The sequence below is a fragment of the Saliphagus infecundisoli genome (genome assembly GCF_020177375.1).
GTDB classification, from domain to species: domain Archaea; phylum Halobacteriota; class Halobacteria; order Halobacteriales; family Natrialbaceae; genus Saliphagus; species Saliphagus infecundisoli.
The window spans coordinates 50,501-65,927 of the sequence record NZ_JAIWHV010000020.1 but is presented as its reverse complement, the minus strand read 5'-3'; the positions used below and the strand labels follow the sequence as shown (position 1 = coordinate 65,927).

The window sequence follows — 15,427 nt, the reverse complement described above, 5'->3', positions numbered from 1 at the left end:
GAGCTCATCTCCGAGACTGTTGACGACAAAATTAAGCAGGTGCTCTTCCTCTACCTCGTTGTCTGCTTGGGTTTGTTGCACGCACTCTCCAAGCAGACACTTACTCTAACCCGATGTGATCGACTGAACTTTGGAACCGAGTGCTCGGCCTTGTGAACTTCATGGTAGGATAAAACAGCACTTTTCTCCCGATCGACGTCCTCCGTAGGGACTCAACCACTGCATTCCATGGTTCGACCACTGTAGACAGAGAGCCGACAAGAAGCGCGACCCCATAGAACCTTGTGCAACAGGATCTTTCTGTGAAAGGCGGAACGTTGCACAAGGCATGCCACCGTTACGACTATTACCCAGGACGAATGACACATATCTGCACGGCCGCTCGAGGCCGTACTACTACCAAAGGCACGTCACGGGCGGAATGTCTCATCCGGCCCCCGCCCGCTCATGCTCTCTGTGTGGCGATAAGCACCGGCGTCGCCCTGGTCCAACTACACTAATTTGGGCTTAGTCTCACTAAGCCGATCGTTACCTTCCAGTGCGAATTGACCGACAGCTCTTCGGACCGCAAGAAGAATCTCTCTTGAGCAGTCTCCCCTCTCGAAGGACCAGATAGCTGGAGACGGTAGATTGACTTCGAAAGGATAACGGATGAAGATCCTGGTGGGCTTGAAAATGCAAGTCCCCAAGTGGGATGAGTGCGAATCATATGTATGACTGGAACTATAGCAGAATTGAGAGTTGGTCTCGAAGACTTCGCCCTTAAACATTCACTCGAGACAGTGACTGGCCTCAGTTGTCAGGTCGAGCGAGTCGTTGCTACTGATCCAGAGACACTCATGCCGTTTCTCTGGGTTGAGACACCACAGTCAGCACTCACTGAACTCGAGGACGCATTCGCAACCGACGACACGATCGACCAAGTCGACTGTATCACGGATCTCGACGAGGAACGCTTGTACCAAATGCAGTGGGTGGAAAATGTTGATCTCCTCGTACAGATCTTCGTCGAAGAAGACGGGACGGTCCTGTCAGCTTCGGGAACCGCTGAGGGATGGCATCTCCGCCTGCTCTTCCCGACTCGTGATGCGCTGTCACGAACCCACGATTATTGTCGCTCGAACGGGATCGACTGTGAACTCCTTACCATCTATAACGTCGATGAGGGCCGACGGGGCCGGTTCGGTCTCACGGATGCCCAACAGGACACGATGACGGCCGCCTTCGAACGCGGCTATTATGAGATTCCTCGCGAACTCAATACCGAGGAGTTGGCCGCAGAGTTTGACATTTCTCATCAAGCACTCTCCGAGCGCCTTCGTCGTGGACATAAAGCTCTCGTGAAAAACACGCTCATGATTGGGCCCCGAGGCACCAACGGTGACCGGGAAATTCAAACCCAGTAATCGCACTGACCGGTACCCGACCTCCCCTGAACGCAACACCATTTTACTTGACGCTCTCATAGCTGACGGAGATGGCAGACGATACTGACGACCGACATAACCAAGAGAACGACGAGGAGAAGAGCCGACGAGAGCTCAGGAAAGAACGTGATCGGGAAGACGAACCCGAGCCCGTCCACGAAGATCCCGCCCAGAGACTTGGTGATCTCGATGAGAAACTCGAACATCATGACTATCCGACGACTACAGAGGAGCTCATCGACGCTTACGGTGACCAAGAACTCGAATCACAGGATGGGACAGTACCCCTCACAGAGATCCTTGATCCGATCGACAACGAAATGTACGAATCTGCCGATGGCGCCCGAAGCCGCATCCAGGGGCTAATACACCGCGGGTGAGTGCTCTCACCGACCCCTATCTCGATCGATCGTAACTTCCGGTACTGAGAACGTTCTGAGTGGCTATTGATGGACGGGGACTCAACCAAAGTGTTCCTTCCGAATCCGAACGACTGCTTCGGGCGACTTCGTCGTGCCGAAGTGGGCGCGACGGCGTCATAAGTCTGCTATCGGAGAGCGATCCAGGTATCCGGAAGAATTGAGAGAATCTTGAAAGGGATAGAATCACACGCCCAACCGTCGAACCACGCAATCGTATGATGGAGTTCACCTCGCGGGCGGGAGTACCGCGCGATTGAGCCGCCGACTGAGCTGACCAAACGCGAGTCGGCGAACCCCGAGGCGCGGATAACCGAACTCGGCCGCGAGGGGTGGCGCCTCGTCGAGACGGTCTCCTACGACGGCGGCGGCACCAAGTTCCTGAACTTCGAACGCCCGGTTGGAGACGAATAACGAGCACCCGATCGTTCCTCTCTTGGAGAGTCGTTGCGAAGGTGTTTCAATAAACCAACTAAAATCCGGCTCGCTTAAAACAAGTGATCACGGGGAATGAAGAACATTACCAATGAGGTCATCAGTTCGCGGCGCAGTTGTTCGGGCCGAGTTCGAGGGACTCGACGTCGCCGCCGGGCTGTTCTTTCCCCCAGTTGATCCGTTTGATCTCGTTGTAGTTGGCCGGTTCGTCGGCGAGGCTTTCGACGATGGTCTCGACGAACGCCTCCTCGTCGTTGCCGGCGACGTAACTCAGGAGTTCGTTGGTCGTCTCCTCGCGGAGGTCGCCGAGTCCGGTCGCAACTGGACGAATCGATTCGTCACTGAAGTGGCCGGGAAGCACCACGAGATCGTCATCGAGGTCGGTCAGCGTGCCGAGACTGTCGAACAGTTGACTCGCGGCGGTCCGAACGGCCTCCTCCGAACCGTCCTCGAGGTCGGGACGACCAACGCTACGGAGGAACAGGGTATCGCCCGAGAGGAGCGCGTCGCCGAACAGGAAGGAGACGCTTCCGGGCGTGTGTCCCGGCGTATGGAGCACCTCGAGCTCGCGCGCTCCGACCGTGATCGACTCGCCGTCAGCGAATGCTGTTACGTTCTCGAGGTCGACGGCGTCCTCTTCGTGGAGGTAGTAGGGAACGTCGAGTTCGCCGGCGAGCCGGCGGGCACCCGAGACGTGGTCGGCGTGGGCGTGCGTATCCGCGACGCCGACGATCTCGAGGTCCCGCTCGTCGGCCGCGTTCAAATACTGGTCGACGTACTGGCTCGGGTCGACGACGACGGCTTCGTCGCCCTCGGAAACGAGATACGAGAGACAGCCCGTTCCGGGCCGAACGATCTGGACGACGCCCTCGGCACCTTCGAGGTCGTACTCCCGGTGGACGCGGCCCCAGCCATTCATGCCGTCGTCGATCGTTCTCGCGTCGAACCCGTGGCCGCGGAGGAACTCCGCAGCCCGCGCGGACGTGATTCCGGCGACACAGATGACTGCGATTTCCGTCTCCGTCGGAAGCTCGTCCAGATGGTCCTCGAGCGTCGAGAAATCGTGCTCGAGGAGTTCGTCGTAGATCGGGAGGTTCGTACTCCCCTCGATTCGCCACTCCTCGTAGTCATCCTCGTTTCTGACGTCGAGGATGAAGAGGTCGTCCGCATCGTTCTCATCGATACGCCGCGCGACCTCTGCAGGGGCGAGTTTAGTATTGCTCATCACACCCAATTCTATGGGATAGTATGTATTAAATCCGTTGGTAAATGAATTTTTTATGTCGCAAATGGCGTGGGAAGAACACGTCTCACGATCATTGCCATCAGAAACAGCAGTTCTATACCGAACCTGAAGAGGCAGAGAAACGAGTTCTACTGAGGGTGTATCGGCGAAACTACTGGACGCGCCCTATCCCTGAGCGGGAACTTCGGTATCGATGTCGGCCTGGTCGTACTTGTCCTCGAACTCCTGGATGAGCTGGCCCATCTTCGCGTACCAGTCGTTGAGCATCCGCTGCATGTCGTTCGCGATCTGATCCGGATCCGTCGGGGAGTAGACGTGGTAGTAGCCGCCCTGGTCGTAGTTGATCTGTTCTTTCTGGATGAACCCGCTCTGGAGCAGTCGCTGGATCGATCGGTACGCGGTCGAGCGCTCGCGGTCGACCCGGTCTGCGACCTCGTCGATCGTCAGCGCATCCTCGCTCTCGACCAGCACGCGGAAACACTCCTTGTCGAGTTGCTTGAGCCCGTGGATACACTCCAGCAACCCCTCACACTCCATGTCCTGCTGTAGTTGCTCCGCCATCGAGTTTGCCATCGTACTGTTCCAGTATAGGGATCGTGCCGGTATAAGGGTTGTGTGAATATTGCGCAATCTCGATTTGATCGATCGAAACAGGACAACCAACGGATTACAGGATCAGTCTACTGCGGTCGTGTAGACACTGGTTTGTGCCCGCATCGTTGCGACGGTGCTATAGATCACGGCGCCGCCGACCGCGAATGCCGAAAGCACGATCAGGGCAAAACCGACCGTGTTGAACGCCTCGATCCCGAAGTAATCGCCGGCCTGCTGGAACGCCACGGCAACCGATCCACCCAGGAGCATCAGTCCGAAGTAGATCTTGATGTCGTCCTCGTTGACGATGTTCGTCGCCGCCGACCCGATCCGAGCGCCGAGCGCACTCCCCGCGAGCAGCGGCGCGACGATCGAGAGGTCCACTCCACCGTTGAGCCCGTAGGTGAACGCACCGAACCCGCCCGAGAAGACGATCTCGAACAAGTCGGTTCCGACTGCTACCGGAACTGGTACCCCGATGAGGTAGAACAGCGCGGGCATCCGGATGAACCCGCCGCCGACGCCCAGGAATCCCGACAGGAGGCCAGTTGCGAACGCAACGCCCAGAACCATCCACAGCGAGACCTGGATCCCGCCCGCGATCGTCAGCATCGGTGGGATGCGATAGGACTGTATTTCCTTCGCGATATCCGGGATGTCGTCCGGGTCGATCTCGTCGTCGGCGCCATCGTGGGGGCCGCTCCCGGACGTGCCACCGCCATCGTTTGTGAGTGCGTTTCGGGTGACGAACGACCCGATCGCGCCAAGCAGGAGGACGTAGGTGACCCCGATAACGCCGCTTGCGAGGCCGAGCTCCTCGAGTCGATAGACGAGGAGACTCCCGACCTCGATCCCGGCTGTGGTCCCAGCGATCATCAGCCCCCCGAGTTTGTAATCGACCTGGCCGAGGTCGTGGTGTTTCAGCGTCGCGATGACGGCCGTCCCGAAGACGAACGCCATCCCGCTGCCGACTGCAACCCGGGCGGGATACCCCATTACGAGTAACGCGGGCGTGACGAGGAACGACCCGCCCATTCCGAAGAACCCGAACAGGACGCCGACCATGAAGCCGAAGCTCACGAACAGCACGAGCGTCGTGAGTGCGATTCCAAACGGGTCCATTATGCGTGTGTGATCCGATCGACGAGTGGCGTTGCGACTCGCTCGAGCGCACCGTATCCTACATGGAGGACGATCGCCTCGAGGAGAACGGCGCCGACGAGCGCAGCTGCCTGTACTGCTGACGAATACGCTGCGAGGTCGATCATTGGGATACCCCTCCGCCAGGGGGTTGTGTGCATATCATGGATTTCTACCCACTATCATCTAGCCGGAGATCTGGTTTAACGCTTTTGGGATTATTATACAATATTACTGCAATCTATCTTACGGCTATCCAACAGGGATATTTTGATACGTTATGTAGATATGAGGGGGCGGACGATTCCGGTCACCCTCACTCGGGCGCGGAGAACGGGACTATCGCTCGATGAGATCGAACCCGTTACCTCTGACCGGTGACCGATAGGGATGTCATCACGATCGAACGAGGTCTGTACGGTGAATAGTCTGGAAGGGTATTGTCCTATATGAACAATACCACACAATCGACACCTACGAGTATAAACGCGATCCGCGCGACCGACCTCTCCGCCGCCAGCGAGGCGACGATCGAGAGCGAGATCTGCCTCGAGTGTCTCGGACGAATCGGCGTCGAGGAGATCCACCTCGTGACCGTGGTTCCGTCAGAACGTCCACGCGGGCATGCCCGGGATGGACTTCGAGGACCGGCGCGAACGGGCGCTGGCACGCTACCGTCGCATCATCGAAGGTACCGGCTTTGACGTCGAAGCGCACGTCGCCCGCGGCACGCCCCATCGACGAATCAACGGAGTCGCGGAGGCGGTCGGAGCCAACTTGACGGTCGTCGGTTCGCGCGGGCAGAGTTCCCTCGAGAACCGCGTTATCGGTTCGACCGCGCGGAACCTCGCGTGTACGACGGTCGTGTCGCTGCTCGTCAACCGGATCGAACGTGGAGCGGACGATCCGGACGTGCGCCGAGAACACCTGTTCCAGCGGATGCTCTACGCGACCGACTTCTCGGAGAACGCCGAGCAGGCGTTCGAGGCGTTCTCGTATCTCCGTCACGCGACCCGGGAGGCGACGCTGGTCCACGTCGAGACGTAAAAAAACCATCGCTATCGGACGGCACCGATCCTGGCGCGTGACTCGTGGAGCTTTCGGCCCGACTCGAGAAGTGGGGGATCGAGACGCGAACCGAAATTCGTAGTGGCGATCCGGCCGACGAGATTCTCGCCCCAGAGGTGGAGTACGATCAGACGACGATTCTCGTCGGCTCGCGTAGCCACAGCCGACTCCGCCGGCCGTTGCTCGGCAGCGCCGAAGACGTCGTCGCCCGGGCGAACGGGAACGTCATGCTCGTTCCGCCGGAACGCTGAGGACGGCGCTTCATCGAACCGAGCGGATGGGCCGCCGGCGTCCGCGAGCGGCGTTCGACCGGATCCGCCCACGCGGGACCGATCCCGTCGGTGATCGTCACGCGTTCAGGAGGGACATCGACCCGTAGCCGAGGCCGAACGCGAGGACGAGCGAACCGATCCAGGCGGCGACGGTAAGTCCCAGCTTCCGGGGGCTCACGCCGTCCCCGCCAGTGACCGCGAGCCCGCTTCCGATGATTGCGCTCACGATGATCTCGTTGAACGAGACCGGCACGCCCAGCAGGACTGCGGTCTGTGCGATGAGAAACGAGGGAACGAGCGTCGAGATCGATCGGCGCGGTCCCAGCGACGCGTACTCCCGGGAGATCGACTTGATCATTCGGGGTGCACTCGTCCAGGAGCCGACGAGGATCCCGACGCCACCGCCGAGCAACACTACGATCGGCGACACCGTCGGCACCTCCTCGAGGAGCGGGAACAGTGGTCCGACGGCCAGTCCGACCTGACTCGCGCCCGCCGAGAACGCCACGAGGGCGCCAAGCGAGAGCAGGAACCGGCGCAAACCGCCGGTCTGATCGCGACCGACGTCCCAGCGAACGACGGCCCCAACGATGACGCCGACGCCGAGCGAGAGTGCAGCTGTGACGGCGGTGCCGCCGACGGGAACCAGCGTGGCCGCGGCGGTAGCGACCGTTCCACCGACCGACGAGAGAAACGAGAACTCGAGGTTCGCGACCACTATGCCGACGATCCCAGCAAGGAGCGGAACGCTGACGTCCTCGGGGACGCCGGGTCGCGGGAGGATGCTGGCGAGCCCGTAGGCGATGCCGCCGCCCACGAACGGCGTCAGTATCCAGACTGCGCCAATTTCGGCGTACTTCCCCCAGGCAGGATCGCCACCCAGTGCGAACCCAACGCCGACGACCGAACCGGTCACCGTGAACGCGGTCGCGATCGGGTAGCCCGTGTAGATCCCGATCGTCATCAGCCCGCTCCCGATCAGCAAGACGACGATGACGCCGATGGTGGGGAGCGTGACGCCCTCGACGAGCCCGGTGCCGACGGCCTCGGAGACGCTTCCGCCCTGGGCCACCGCGCCGGCGAAGCCGAGGATCCCGACGAGAAACGCCGCACGCATCGTCGAGATGGCGTTCGCGCCGACCGCCGGCGCGAACGGGGTCGCGCCGCTCGAGCCGGCGCCGATCACCCAGGCCATGAACAGGCTCGCGATGGCCGCGGCGATGAACAGCAGTATCGTTGCGGGGTCCATGAATGGGAAGCTGTAGTGACGTTCTCGAAATTCAGGGTGCGTTAATCGGCACCCGTCGAGCCGATGTCGGCTGCGGTGTGCCTGCTGCGCCACCAGCCCTGGAGGTAGGCACCGGCGAACATGCCACTGATCGCCCAGAGGATGGTGACGTTCCCGATCCCGACGCTGGCGTAGGCCGCGCCGGGGCAGATCCCCGAGAGGCCCCAGCCAACGCCGAAGATCCCGCCGCCGATCAGGACGTTTCGATCGAACGACTTCAGTCGCCGACCGTAGACGTCGCCCGTCAGCGGTGCGCGATCCCGGATCCGGGGCAAGACGGCGAAGGCAATGGCCGAGACGATCGCCGCGCCGAACATGACGAATACTAGCCCGAAGTCCTCGAACTGGAGGAAGTCCAAGACGACCTCCGGGCGGGCCATATGACTGTAGGCCAATCCGAATCCGAAGATCAGGCCGCCGACGAGGATCAGCGGCATGAACAGGGGATGACGATTGCTACTCATGTTATGGACTCACCCCCGCGATCTGGACGAATTGTGCAGTGACGATCGCGACCGAGAGGAACGTGAGTACGCCGACGATCGACGTCCTCGAGGCCGAGCCGACGCCACAGACGCCGTGACCCGACGTACAGCCCTTGCCGACCCGCGTGCCGATCCCGACGAGGACGCCGCCGACGAGCAGCCGCCAGGGCTGGACCTCGGTCGTCCACGCTCCGCCCTGCCAGACCACCGCATAGATCGCCCCGCCGAGGACGATCCCCAGTGTAAAGACGACCCGCCAGTCCCGCGAGCCGAGGTATCGCTGGAACCGGGACTGGTCGGAGACGTAGGAGAGCGTCGACTCGAGGAACGTGCTCGCGCCCGCGGCGATCCCCGTCCCGAGGTAGATGGCAACCACGCCGAGCCCGACGAGCAACCCCCCGATCGCGTACCGGGAGATCCCGTTCGGAAACGCCTCGGCGGGCACCGCCTGGAGGAGTTCGGCGTGCAGTGTGATCTCGAGCACGATGATCAGTCACCCGCCAGCGAGTCCTGGCTGGCCGCGCAGTTGTTGGGGCCGAGCTCGAGTTCGAACGCCTCCGCGTCGTCGGTCTCTTGGCGGCCGAGATTCGTGGCGATGATCTCCTCGTAGTTGGCCGGACGGGGCGGCATGTCCGAGAGGATCAACTCGACGAACGCGTCTTCGTCCATCGACAGCGCGTCCATCTCCGCCTCGAGCCGGCCGATCGGTGCCGTGTAGGTGCCGTCGTCGGCAGGTTCGGCAGAGTCGCCGAAATGAGCGCCGCCGACGAGCGTGTCGTCGGGCAGGGCCAGCACGCGCTCCTGGAGCGACTCGTAGAGCTTGCGCGCCGCGTCTCCGGTACCCTCGTCGCCCCCCTCCAAGTCGGGGCGGGCGACGCTCTCGAGGAACAGCGTGTCGCCCGTCGCGAGCAGGGAGTCGTCGAGCAGGTAGGAGGTCATCCCCGAGGTGTGCCCGGGCGTCGAGACGGTCTCGACCGTGGCGTCGCCGACGACGAACTCGTCGCCGTCCACTGCGAGGCTCATCTCGTCCGCATACGTGAGGCCGCGGTCGACCGTCGCCTCGGGGATAACCCCTTCAACGCCTTCCGCACCGAGATCGCGGATGCCGGAGATGTGGTCCGCGTGGACGTGTGTGTCGAACGCGTATTTCAGTTCGGCACCCAGTTCCCCAGCGTCCTCGAGATACCGATCAGTGAACGCGCCCAGCGGATCGATCACGGCCGCCTCACTGCCGTCAACGAGCAGGTAACCGAGACAGCCACTGGAAGGGCGCTGGTACTGGTAGAGCATCCCGCTCCCGTCGTAGCGTGCGACTTCGACACGCTCGTAAATGCGTGCCCAGCCGTTCATTCCGTCCTCGAGGTGATCGACGTCGTAGCCGCGCTCTGTCAGCGTCGCGGCGACGTATTCGCTCGACCCCCCTTTTGCACAGAGAATCGTGAGTTCTCGGTCGTCGGGAATCCGCACAAGAACGTCCTCGTCGATTTCGCTGTCCAGGAACTCGAAGTACGGGATGTTGACCGACTCGACGGTCTCACCGTCGATCTTCCACTCGTCGTACTCCGATTCCATGCGGGTATCGAGGAGCGTCACGTTCTCGCCCGCGTCTATCTGGCCCTTCAACTCGTTTGGACTGATCGATTCGACCTCCACGTCCGGCATTGGAAGATCCATGTCGTCCATGTTGTACACGTCCCAGTACCGACTGCTCGCACTTAAGAGTTTGCGTAGTATTCCCCTAAAAGCACAATATAGGATCGTCCAGTAGTCAATATAGATGGCTATTGCGTCCATATACGCGGACTATACCGAGTTCACCGGAACATGGATTAACTCCCTCTGTGTGTAGATTGCACAATAACCGTAGGCCTTTTACGTGAGGCCATGATATTGTGTGGTAGCTCCAATACGGGGCACAGTAAACAATGAGTTCGGATCACCGGATCACCGAGACGCTCGATGTGAAAGGCCAATCCTGCCCGATGCCGATCGTGAAGACCAAGCAGGCGATCGACGACCTCGAGGCCGGCGACGTTCTCGAGGTCGTCGCGACGGATTCGGGCAGCATGAGCGATGTTCGAGGATGGGCCGACGGCACCGCCGGCGTCGAACTCCTCGAACAGGTCGAGGACGACGACCTCTACACCCACTACGTGAAGAAAACGGAAGAATGAGCACGGACGAACCACCGACATCGGCTGACAACGTCGACGCACCAGCCGCCGAATCCGAGGACGAGATTGACGCCGAGGAGTTACGGGCGCTCCGTGAGCGCGTCGAGGTGCTGGAAGCGTCGCTCGCGGAGTCGGATGCGGGCGATGATGAGAAGAAGCTGACGATCGTCGCCACCCAAGGGACGTTCGATATGGCGTACCCGCCGCTGATCCTCGCGAGTACGGCGGCCGCCTTCGGCTGGGAGGTCGTCGTCTTCCACACGTTCTGGGGGCTCGACATCCTCCACGAGGAGAAGTCGAAAGAGCTCAAGCTGAGCGCCGTCGGCAATCCGAACATGCCGGTCCCGAACGCGCTCGCCGCGCTTCCCGGGATGGATACGGTGGCCACGAGGATGATGCAGCGGCGGATCGACGACAACGGGACTGCGACGATCGAGGAGCTGATCGACCTCTCGATCGAGAGCGGGGTCGACCTCCAGGCCTGCCAGATGACGATCGAGCTGATGGACTACGACGAGGAGGACTTCTACGACGGCGTCACGACAGGAGTTGGTGCAGCGACCGCGCTCAACCACATGGCCGACTCTGACGTTCAGTTATTAGTATAATGAGAGAGTCAGGGCTGGGAACATGATCCGGGTCCGATTCGAAACCACCGAGCATGCGCGTGCTCGAGGCGATCGCCGACCGCGAGCCGGCCGAGCTCGAGCCGCCGCTCTATGAAGCCGTGAATCCCGAGGCGTTAGACGACCTGTTCGCGCCGACCGGTGATGGAGACCCGTCTCGCCCGGAACGGGTGACGTTCCGATATCGAGGGTACGACGTGACCGCTCACGCGAGCGGCGACGTCGATTTGGCGTAGATTCGAGAACGTCCAGTGACTCGTCTATTGACGGACGATACGTATACTCGGGGGATCCCCACGAACTGGCGTCAGTTCCTTCTTCAGGTCGTGACGGTCTTTGCTGTCGGGCTCACGATGAGATCTCAGCGGAAATTCGTCCGATTTCATCGAAAGCAGACCACCCCGAACGCCCTGACGGGTGTCGGGGTAAACTCGTTCTCCGAAACATCATTACGATTCACGTCTACGCCGTCTCTGAGCAGGTCTGCGAGTGTCACGACCACCACTTACTCCGACCTGCTCACCTCTCAAACGCCCGCAACTAGACAGTGCCGTTTGAACTATGTTGTGGTCTGATGAACTATACTCTCGGGCGGTATTTCTTGCTCGGTAGCCTTATGACGTCGAAACGGGACTGGTGTGAATCCCGTCCGATAGCCATGGCCCCGAGGCGGCCCCGGCGACCGGCGACGCTAGTCGAGGCCACACCAGTTATAACGGCGCGTCCGAAACGGCCGATAGATGGTCCGGGACCCGGCCGGTGAGAGTTCGACGGTCGAAGAGGTCCTCGCCGCGCTCTACGACGACGACTGTCGGGCGATCGTTCGAAACCTGGAGGAACCCATGACCGCAAGCGAGATATCCGACGCGTGTAACGTCCCTCTCTCGACGACCTACCGGAAGCTCGAGACGATGGTCGAGGCAACGCTTCTCGAGGAGTTGACCGAAATCAGATCCGACGGCCACCACACCACCCGGTATCGTCTCGATTTCGAGCAAGTAACGGTTTCGGTCGACGACGACCGCCGCTTGGCGGTGGCGGTCTCGCGGCCGGCCCGGACGCCTGACGAACGCCTCGCCGAGATGTGGTCGGAAGTCAGCAGGGAGGCCTGAGATGGTCATTGAACCCTCCCCCGAGGTCGTCGCCGTCGGCCTGATCGTCGTCAAGACGCTCATGGTCGTGATGGGCGGAACCGTCACCTACTTCGCGTATAAGGCGTTCCGGCGCACCCGGAGTGGGCCACTGGGGCTGCTCGCCGCCGGCTTCGCGCTCGTCACCGTCGGAGGCGCCCTCGGCGGGTTCGCTTACGAACTGCTCGACGTCTCGCTCGCCTTCGGCGTCCTCGTCGAGGGGCTGTTCGTGCTCGCGGGCTTCTCGCTCATCGCCTACTCGCTAACGGCGGGCTGATCCCGTCCCGATCGACGGAGCGGCGATCCCTGGACCGATTCGGCTGCTGTTTAGTGATTCAACGGAGCCATTTCGACAGTATATACGGTCGATAGAGCCAGGGAACGTGTGGATCCATCGGAAACCGAATCCCCCGTATATATCGTTCCCAATCAGTGGGAATCATCGCCCAAGGGAGGTGCATGCTCGATGAAGGTCCAAGTATGAGCCCCGAAACGCAGTACGGATCGATGGGCCGACGAACGTTCCTCGGCGTCGCTGGGAGTGCAGCCTTCGTACCGACTGTGACTGTCCCTGTCGGCGCCGTCGACGACGAAATCGACAACTGGCTCTCTGACGCACCCAACTACGACGGATCGGTGGCCGACATGACCGGATCCGAGGACGTGACGATCACGGTTGGAGCCGGCGACGGCTTCAGCTACGATCCACCCGCAGTGCGGGTGTCGCCGGGGACGACGGTCGTCTGGGAGTGGTCGGGCAACGGCGGCTCACACGACGTCTCGAGCGAGGACGGTGCGTTCGGGAGCGAGCGCCAGGACGCCGAGGGGGCGACGTTCGAGCACCGGTTCGAGGAGAGCGGGTTCGTCCCGTACAAGTGTACGCCACACGTCTCGATGGGGATGAAGGGGGCGGTGATCGTCGCCGGAGAGGGGGCCACGGCCGAGGAGTCCTCCGGCGACGCGGCGAGCGCCGACTCGAGCGCCTCGACTACCGGCGTTGCCGGGATGGTCATGATGGGGCTGTTGGTCCTGCTGTCGCCGTTCGGCTTCTGGCTCAGGCAGTCCCTCGACGACGAGCAGTCCGAAGACGGTCGGTGAACCACCGGATCCCGCCTAATACCGGGCCAGAAACCCGATTCCTACGGCGTGGGAATCGGCTCGATCCGTTATGTACGGACGGTTCGTATCACTATCCATGAGAGATCGCACTCGAACGCGGCGAACGGAGCTCTCGCGGCGCGGATACCTCCTCGCGGCCGGAGCCGTGGGCGCCTCAGCGCTCGCGGGCTGTGCGGCCCCGATCGCGAACACGGCGGCGACGGCGGCCGACCACTCCTCGCCCGACCTCGAGAAGTGGGTCGACGAGGTGCCCCGACCGGGCGTCGCCGAGCCGACCGGGACGAAGGAGGGCCAGCCCCACTACGAGGTGGAACTGAGCGAGGTCGAACAGCAGCTTCACTCCGACCTCCCGCCGACGACCGTCTGGGGGTACGGCGGCCAGTATCCCGGTCCGACGATCGAGGCCGAACAGGGTGAACCGATCTACGTCAGGTGGACGAACGAACTGCCCGACGACCACCTCCTGCCCGAGGACGCGACGATCCACCCCGAGATGATTCCCTACGACATGCCGGGATCGCGGGTCGTGACCCACCTCCACGGGGGGAACGTCGAGGCCGAGAGCGACGGGAACCCGCTGGCGTGGTCCACCCGGGAGTTCGAGGAAACGGGCCCCGAGTTCGAGAAGCGTGACTACTACTACGAGAACGACCAGCCCCCGGCGACGCTGTGGTACCACGACCACTCGCTGGGCATTACGCGGTTGAACGTCTACGCCGGCCTCGCGGGCTTCTACATCCTCCGGAACGACCACGAACGGGATCTCGGCCTGCCAAGCGGCGAGTACGAGGTCCCGCTGGTCTTCCAGGACCGGCGCTTCGAGGCGGACGGCTCGCTGTTCTACCCGACGGCCGCCCCGGACCAGGACGACGCCGCCCCCGACCCCAGCATCGTCCCGCAGTTCTACGGCGACACGTCGGTCGTCAACGGGAAGGTCTGGCCCCGCCTGTCCGTCGAACCCCGAAAGTACCGCTTTCGACTCCTCAACGGCGCCAACAGCCGCTTCTATAATCTCCGGCTCCTCGAGTACAACGAGAGTTCGGGGGAAACGGGCGAGGCGGGCCCCTCGTTCGTCCAGATCGGCAACGACGGCGGCCTGTTCGCCGAGCCGGTCGGGATCGACGGCCGCCTCGAGATGGGGCCAGGCCAGCGCGCTGACGTCGTCGTCGACTTCACGGAGTACGCGGGCGAGACGCTGTTGGTCCACAACGACGCGCCGGCGATGTTCACCGGAGAGGCCGGCGGAAACGAAGGCGCCGACGCGCTCCCCGAGGTCATGCTCGTGGAGGTCGGCGAGTCGGAAGTCGAGGACGACAGCCGGGTTCCGGAGACGCTGACCGAGATCCCCGATATCGGCCTCGACGGCGTCGACGAGCAGCGATACCTCCCGCTCACACAGGACGTCGACGACTACGGGCGGGAGCTCTTCTTGCTCGGGACCGAGGACGAGCAGTCCGGCCTCGGGATGGACGATCCCGTGACCGAGGAGCCCACGCTCGGCGACACCGAGATCTGGAGCTTCGCCAACCTCACCGGGATGTCCCATCCGATGCACCTCCATCTCGTCCACTTCCAGGTGCTCGGACGACAGCCGGTCGACGACTACGATCCCGCCGAGGACGGGGTCGACCCCAAGGCTCTCGGGGGCCCCGAACCCTACGAGCGAGGGTGGAACGACGTGGTCTCGGTCCACCCGAGGGAGGTGGTCCACGTCGCCGTCCACTTCGGGGCACACGATGGGCTGTTCACCGATCAGACGGGCGAGTACATGTGGCACTGTCACATGATCGAACACGAGGATCACGACATGATGCGCCCGTTCAGAGTGCTCCCCAAGTCCGAGAGCGGTCAGGACGAAGATGAGGACGACTCCGGGAGGGGAAACGAGAGTACCGCCTCGGGATCGTAACGGCTACGTGATACTTCAAGCACCGTCCTGTAGATCTCCGAGGACACTCGCAACGGGAACACCGTTCTTGGTGTTCACGCGGTAGGAGTGGTCGG

Annotated in this window: 16 protein-coding genes and 2 pseudogenes; 10 read left to right on the top strand and 8 right to left on the bottom strand. The window is 62.0% G+C overall.

Going from position 1 to position 15,427, the window contains the following annotated elements:
* Positions 1 to 713 precede the first annotated feature (713 nt).
* Both LCF40_RS17350 and LCF40_RS17345 read left to right on the top strand, forming a co-directional pair.
* Positions 714 to 1,406 carry a helix-turn-helix domain-containing protein gene (locus LCF40_RS17350; RefSeq protein ID WP_224829453.1) on the top strand — a complete coding sequence of 231 codons (693 nt, stop codon included), beginning with the start codon at positions 714 to 716 and terminating at the stop codon, positions 1,404 to 1,406.
* Between the two features lie 71 nt (positions 1,407 to 1,477).
* Positions 1,478 to 1,807, top strand: coding sequence for a DUF5789 family protein (locus LCF40_RS17345; protein ID WP_224829452.1), 330 nt, complete (start codon positions 1,478 to 1,480; stop codon positions 1,805 to 1,807).
* A gap of 574 nt (positions 1,808 to 2,381) precedes the next feature.
* On the opposite strand, the gene LCF40_RS17340 is transcribed toward LCF40_RS17345, so the two are convergent.
* The 4 genes from LCF40_RS17340 to LCF40_RS17325 form a co-directional block, all read right to left on the bottom strand.
* On the bottom strand, positions 2,382 to 3,506 hold the full coding sequence (locus LCF40_RS17340) for an MBL fold metallo-hydrolase (protein ID WP_224829451.1): 1,125 nt from the start codon (positions 3,504 to 3,506) through the stop codon (positions 2,382 to 2,384).
* Between the two features lie 186 nt (positions 3,507 to 3,692).
* Positions 3,693 to 4,100, bottom strand: a complete 408-nt coding sequence (locus LCF40_RS17335; RefSeq protein WP_224829450.1) for a helix-turn-helix domain-containing protein — start codon at positions 4,098 to 4,100, stop codon at positions 3,693 to 3,695.
* A 102-nt stretch (positions 4,101 to 4,202) separates the two neighbouring features.
* Positions 4,203 to 5,243 carry a sulfite exporter TauE/SafE family protein gene (locus LCF40_RS17330; protein WP_224829449.1) on the bottom strand — a complete coding sequence of 347 codons (1,041 nt, stop codon included), beginning with the start codon at positions 5,241 to 5,243 and terminating at the stop codon, positions 4,203 to 4,205.
* Positions 5,243 to 5,389 carry a DUF7512 family protein gene (locus LCF40_RS17325; RefSeq protein WP_198667863.1) on the bottom strand — a complete coding sequence of 49 codons (147 nt, stop codon included), beginning with the start codon at positions 5,387 to 5,389 and terminating at the stop codon, positions 5,243 to 5,245. Before LCF40_RS17325 ends, LCF40_RS17330 begins: the two co-directional genes overlap by 1 nt.
* Positions 5,390 to 5,743: 354 nt before the next feature.
* On the opposite strand from LCF40_RS17325, the pseudogene LCF40_RS17320 reads away from it, so the two are divergent.
* Positions 5,744 to 6,580: pseudogene (locus LCF40_RS17320) on the top strand (universal stress protein).
* Positions 6,581 to 6,677: 97 nt separating this feature from the next.
* On the opposite strand, the gene LCF40_RS17315 reads toward LCF40_RS17320, so the two are convergent.
* The 4 genes from LCF40_RS17315 to LCF40_RS17300 are packed head-to-tail and all read right to left on the bottom strand — an operon-like array spanning position 6,678 to position 10,057.
* Positions 6,678 to 7,850 carry an inorganic phosphate transporter gene (locus tag LCF40_RS17315; RefSeq protein WP_224829448.1) on the bottom strand — a complete coding sequence of 391 codons (1,173 nt, stop codon included), beginning with the start codon at positions 7,848 to 7,850 and terminating at the stop codon, positions 6,678 to 6,680.
* Positions 7,851 to 7,891: 41 nt separating this feature from the next.
* Positions 7,892 to 8,353 (bottom strand): DUF6691 family protein, encoded by a 462-nt coding sequence (locus LCF40_RS17310; protein WP_224829447.1) that lies wholly within the window; start codon positions 8,351 to 8,353, stop codon positions 7,892 to 7,894.
* A gap of 1 nt (position 8,354) precedes the next feature.
* Complete coding sequence (locus tag LCF40_RS17305; RefSeq protein ID WP_224829446.1) at positions 8,355 to 8,858, bottom strand: YeeE/YedE family protein; 504 nt, start codon at positions 8,856 to 8,858, stop codon at positions 8,355 to 8,357.
* A 5-nt stretch (positions 8,859 to 8,863) separates the two neighbouring features.
* Positions 8,864 to 10,057 carry an MBL fold metallo-hydrolase gene (locus LCF40_RS17300; protein WP_224829445.1) on the bottom strand — a complete coding sequence of 398 codons (1,194 nt, stop codon included), beginning with the start codon at positions 10,055 to 10,057 and terminating at the stop codon, positions 8,864 to 8,866.
* 242 nt (positions 10,058 to 10,299) lie between these two features.
* Here LCF40_RS17300 and LCF40_RS17295 point away from each other — a divergent pair, with 242 nt between their 5' ends.
* The 7 genes and pseudogenes from LCF40_RS17295 to LCF40_RS17260 all read left to right on the top strand — a co-directional run bounded on the left by LCF40_RS17295 (position 10,300) and on the right by LCF40_RS17260 (position 15,332).
* Entirely contained in the window at positions 10,300 to 10,548 is a 249-nt protein-coding gene (locus LCF40_RS17295; RefSeq protein ID WP_224829444.1) for a sulfurtransferase TusA family protein, read from the top strand.
* Positions 10,545 to 11,156, top strand: coding sequence for a DsrE/DsrF/DrsH-like family protein (locus LCF40_RS17290; protein ID WP_224829443.1), 612 nt, complete (start codon positions 10,545 to 10,547; stop codon positions 11,154 to 11,156). The genes LCF40_RS17295 and LCF40_RS17290 overlap by 4 nt, the downstream gene beginning before the upstream one ends.
* Before the next feature lie 47 nt (positions 11,157 to 11,203).
* Positions 11,204 to 11,410, top strand: a pseudogene (locus LCF40_RS17285) (HalOD1 output domain-containing protein); the annotation flags it as partial.
* A 504-nt stretch (positions 11,411 to 11,914) separates the two neighbouring features.
* Positions 11,915 to 12,286, top strand: coding sequence for a transcriptional regulator (locus tag LCF40_RS17275; protein WP_224829441.1), 372 nt, complete (start codon positions 11,915 to 11,917; stop codon positions 12,284 to 12,286).
* 1 nt (position 12,287) lies between these two features.
* The gene (locus LCF40_RS17270; RefSeq protein ID WP_114576675.1) at positions 12,288 to 12,581 is read left to right on the top strand and encodes a DUF7521 family protein; all 294 of its coding nucleotides are present in this window, start codon (positions 12,288 to 12,290) and stop codon (positions 12,579 to 12,581) included.
* Positions 12,582 to 12,784: 203 nt separating this feature from the next.
* Positions 12,785 to 13,402, top strand: a complete 618-nt coding sequence (locus LCF40_RS17265) for a halocyanin domain-containing protein (RefSeq protein WP_157972345.1) — start codon at positions 12,785 to 12,787, stop codon at positions 13,400 to 13,402.
* A gap of 97 nt (positions 13,403 to 13,499) precedes the next feature.
* Positions 13,500 to 15,332 (top strand): multicopper oxidase family protein, encoded by a 1,833-nt coding sequence (locus LCF40_RS17260; RefSeq protein ID WP_224829440.1) that lies wholly within the window; start codon positions 13,500 to 13,502, stop codon positions 15,330 to 15,332.
* Positions 15,333 to 15,427: the final 95 nt, after the last annotated feature.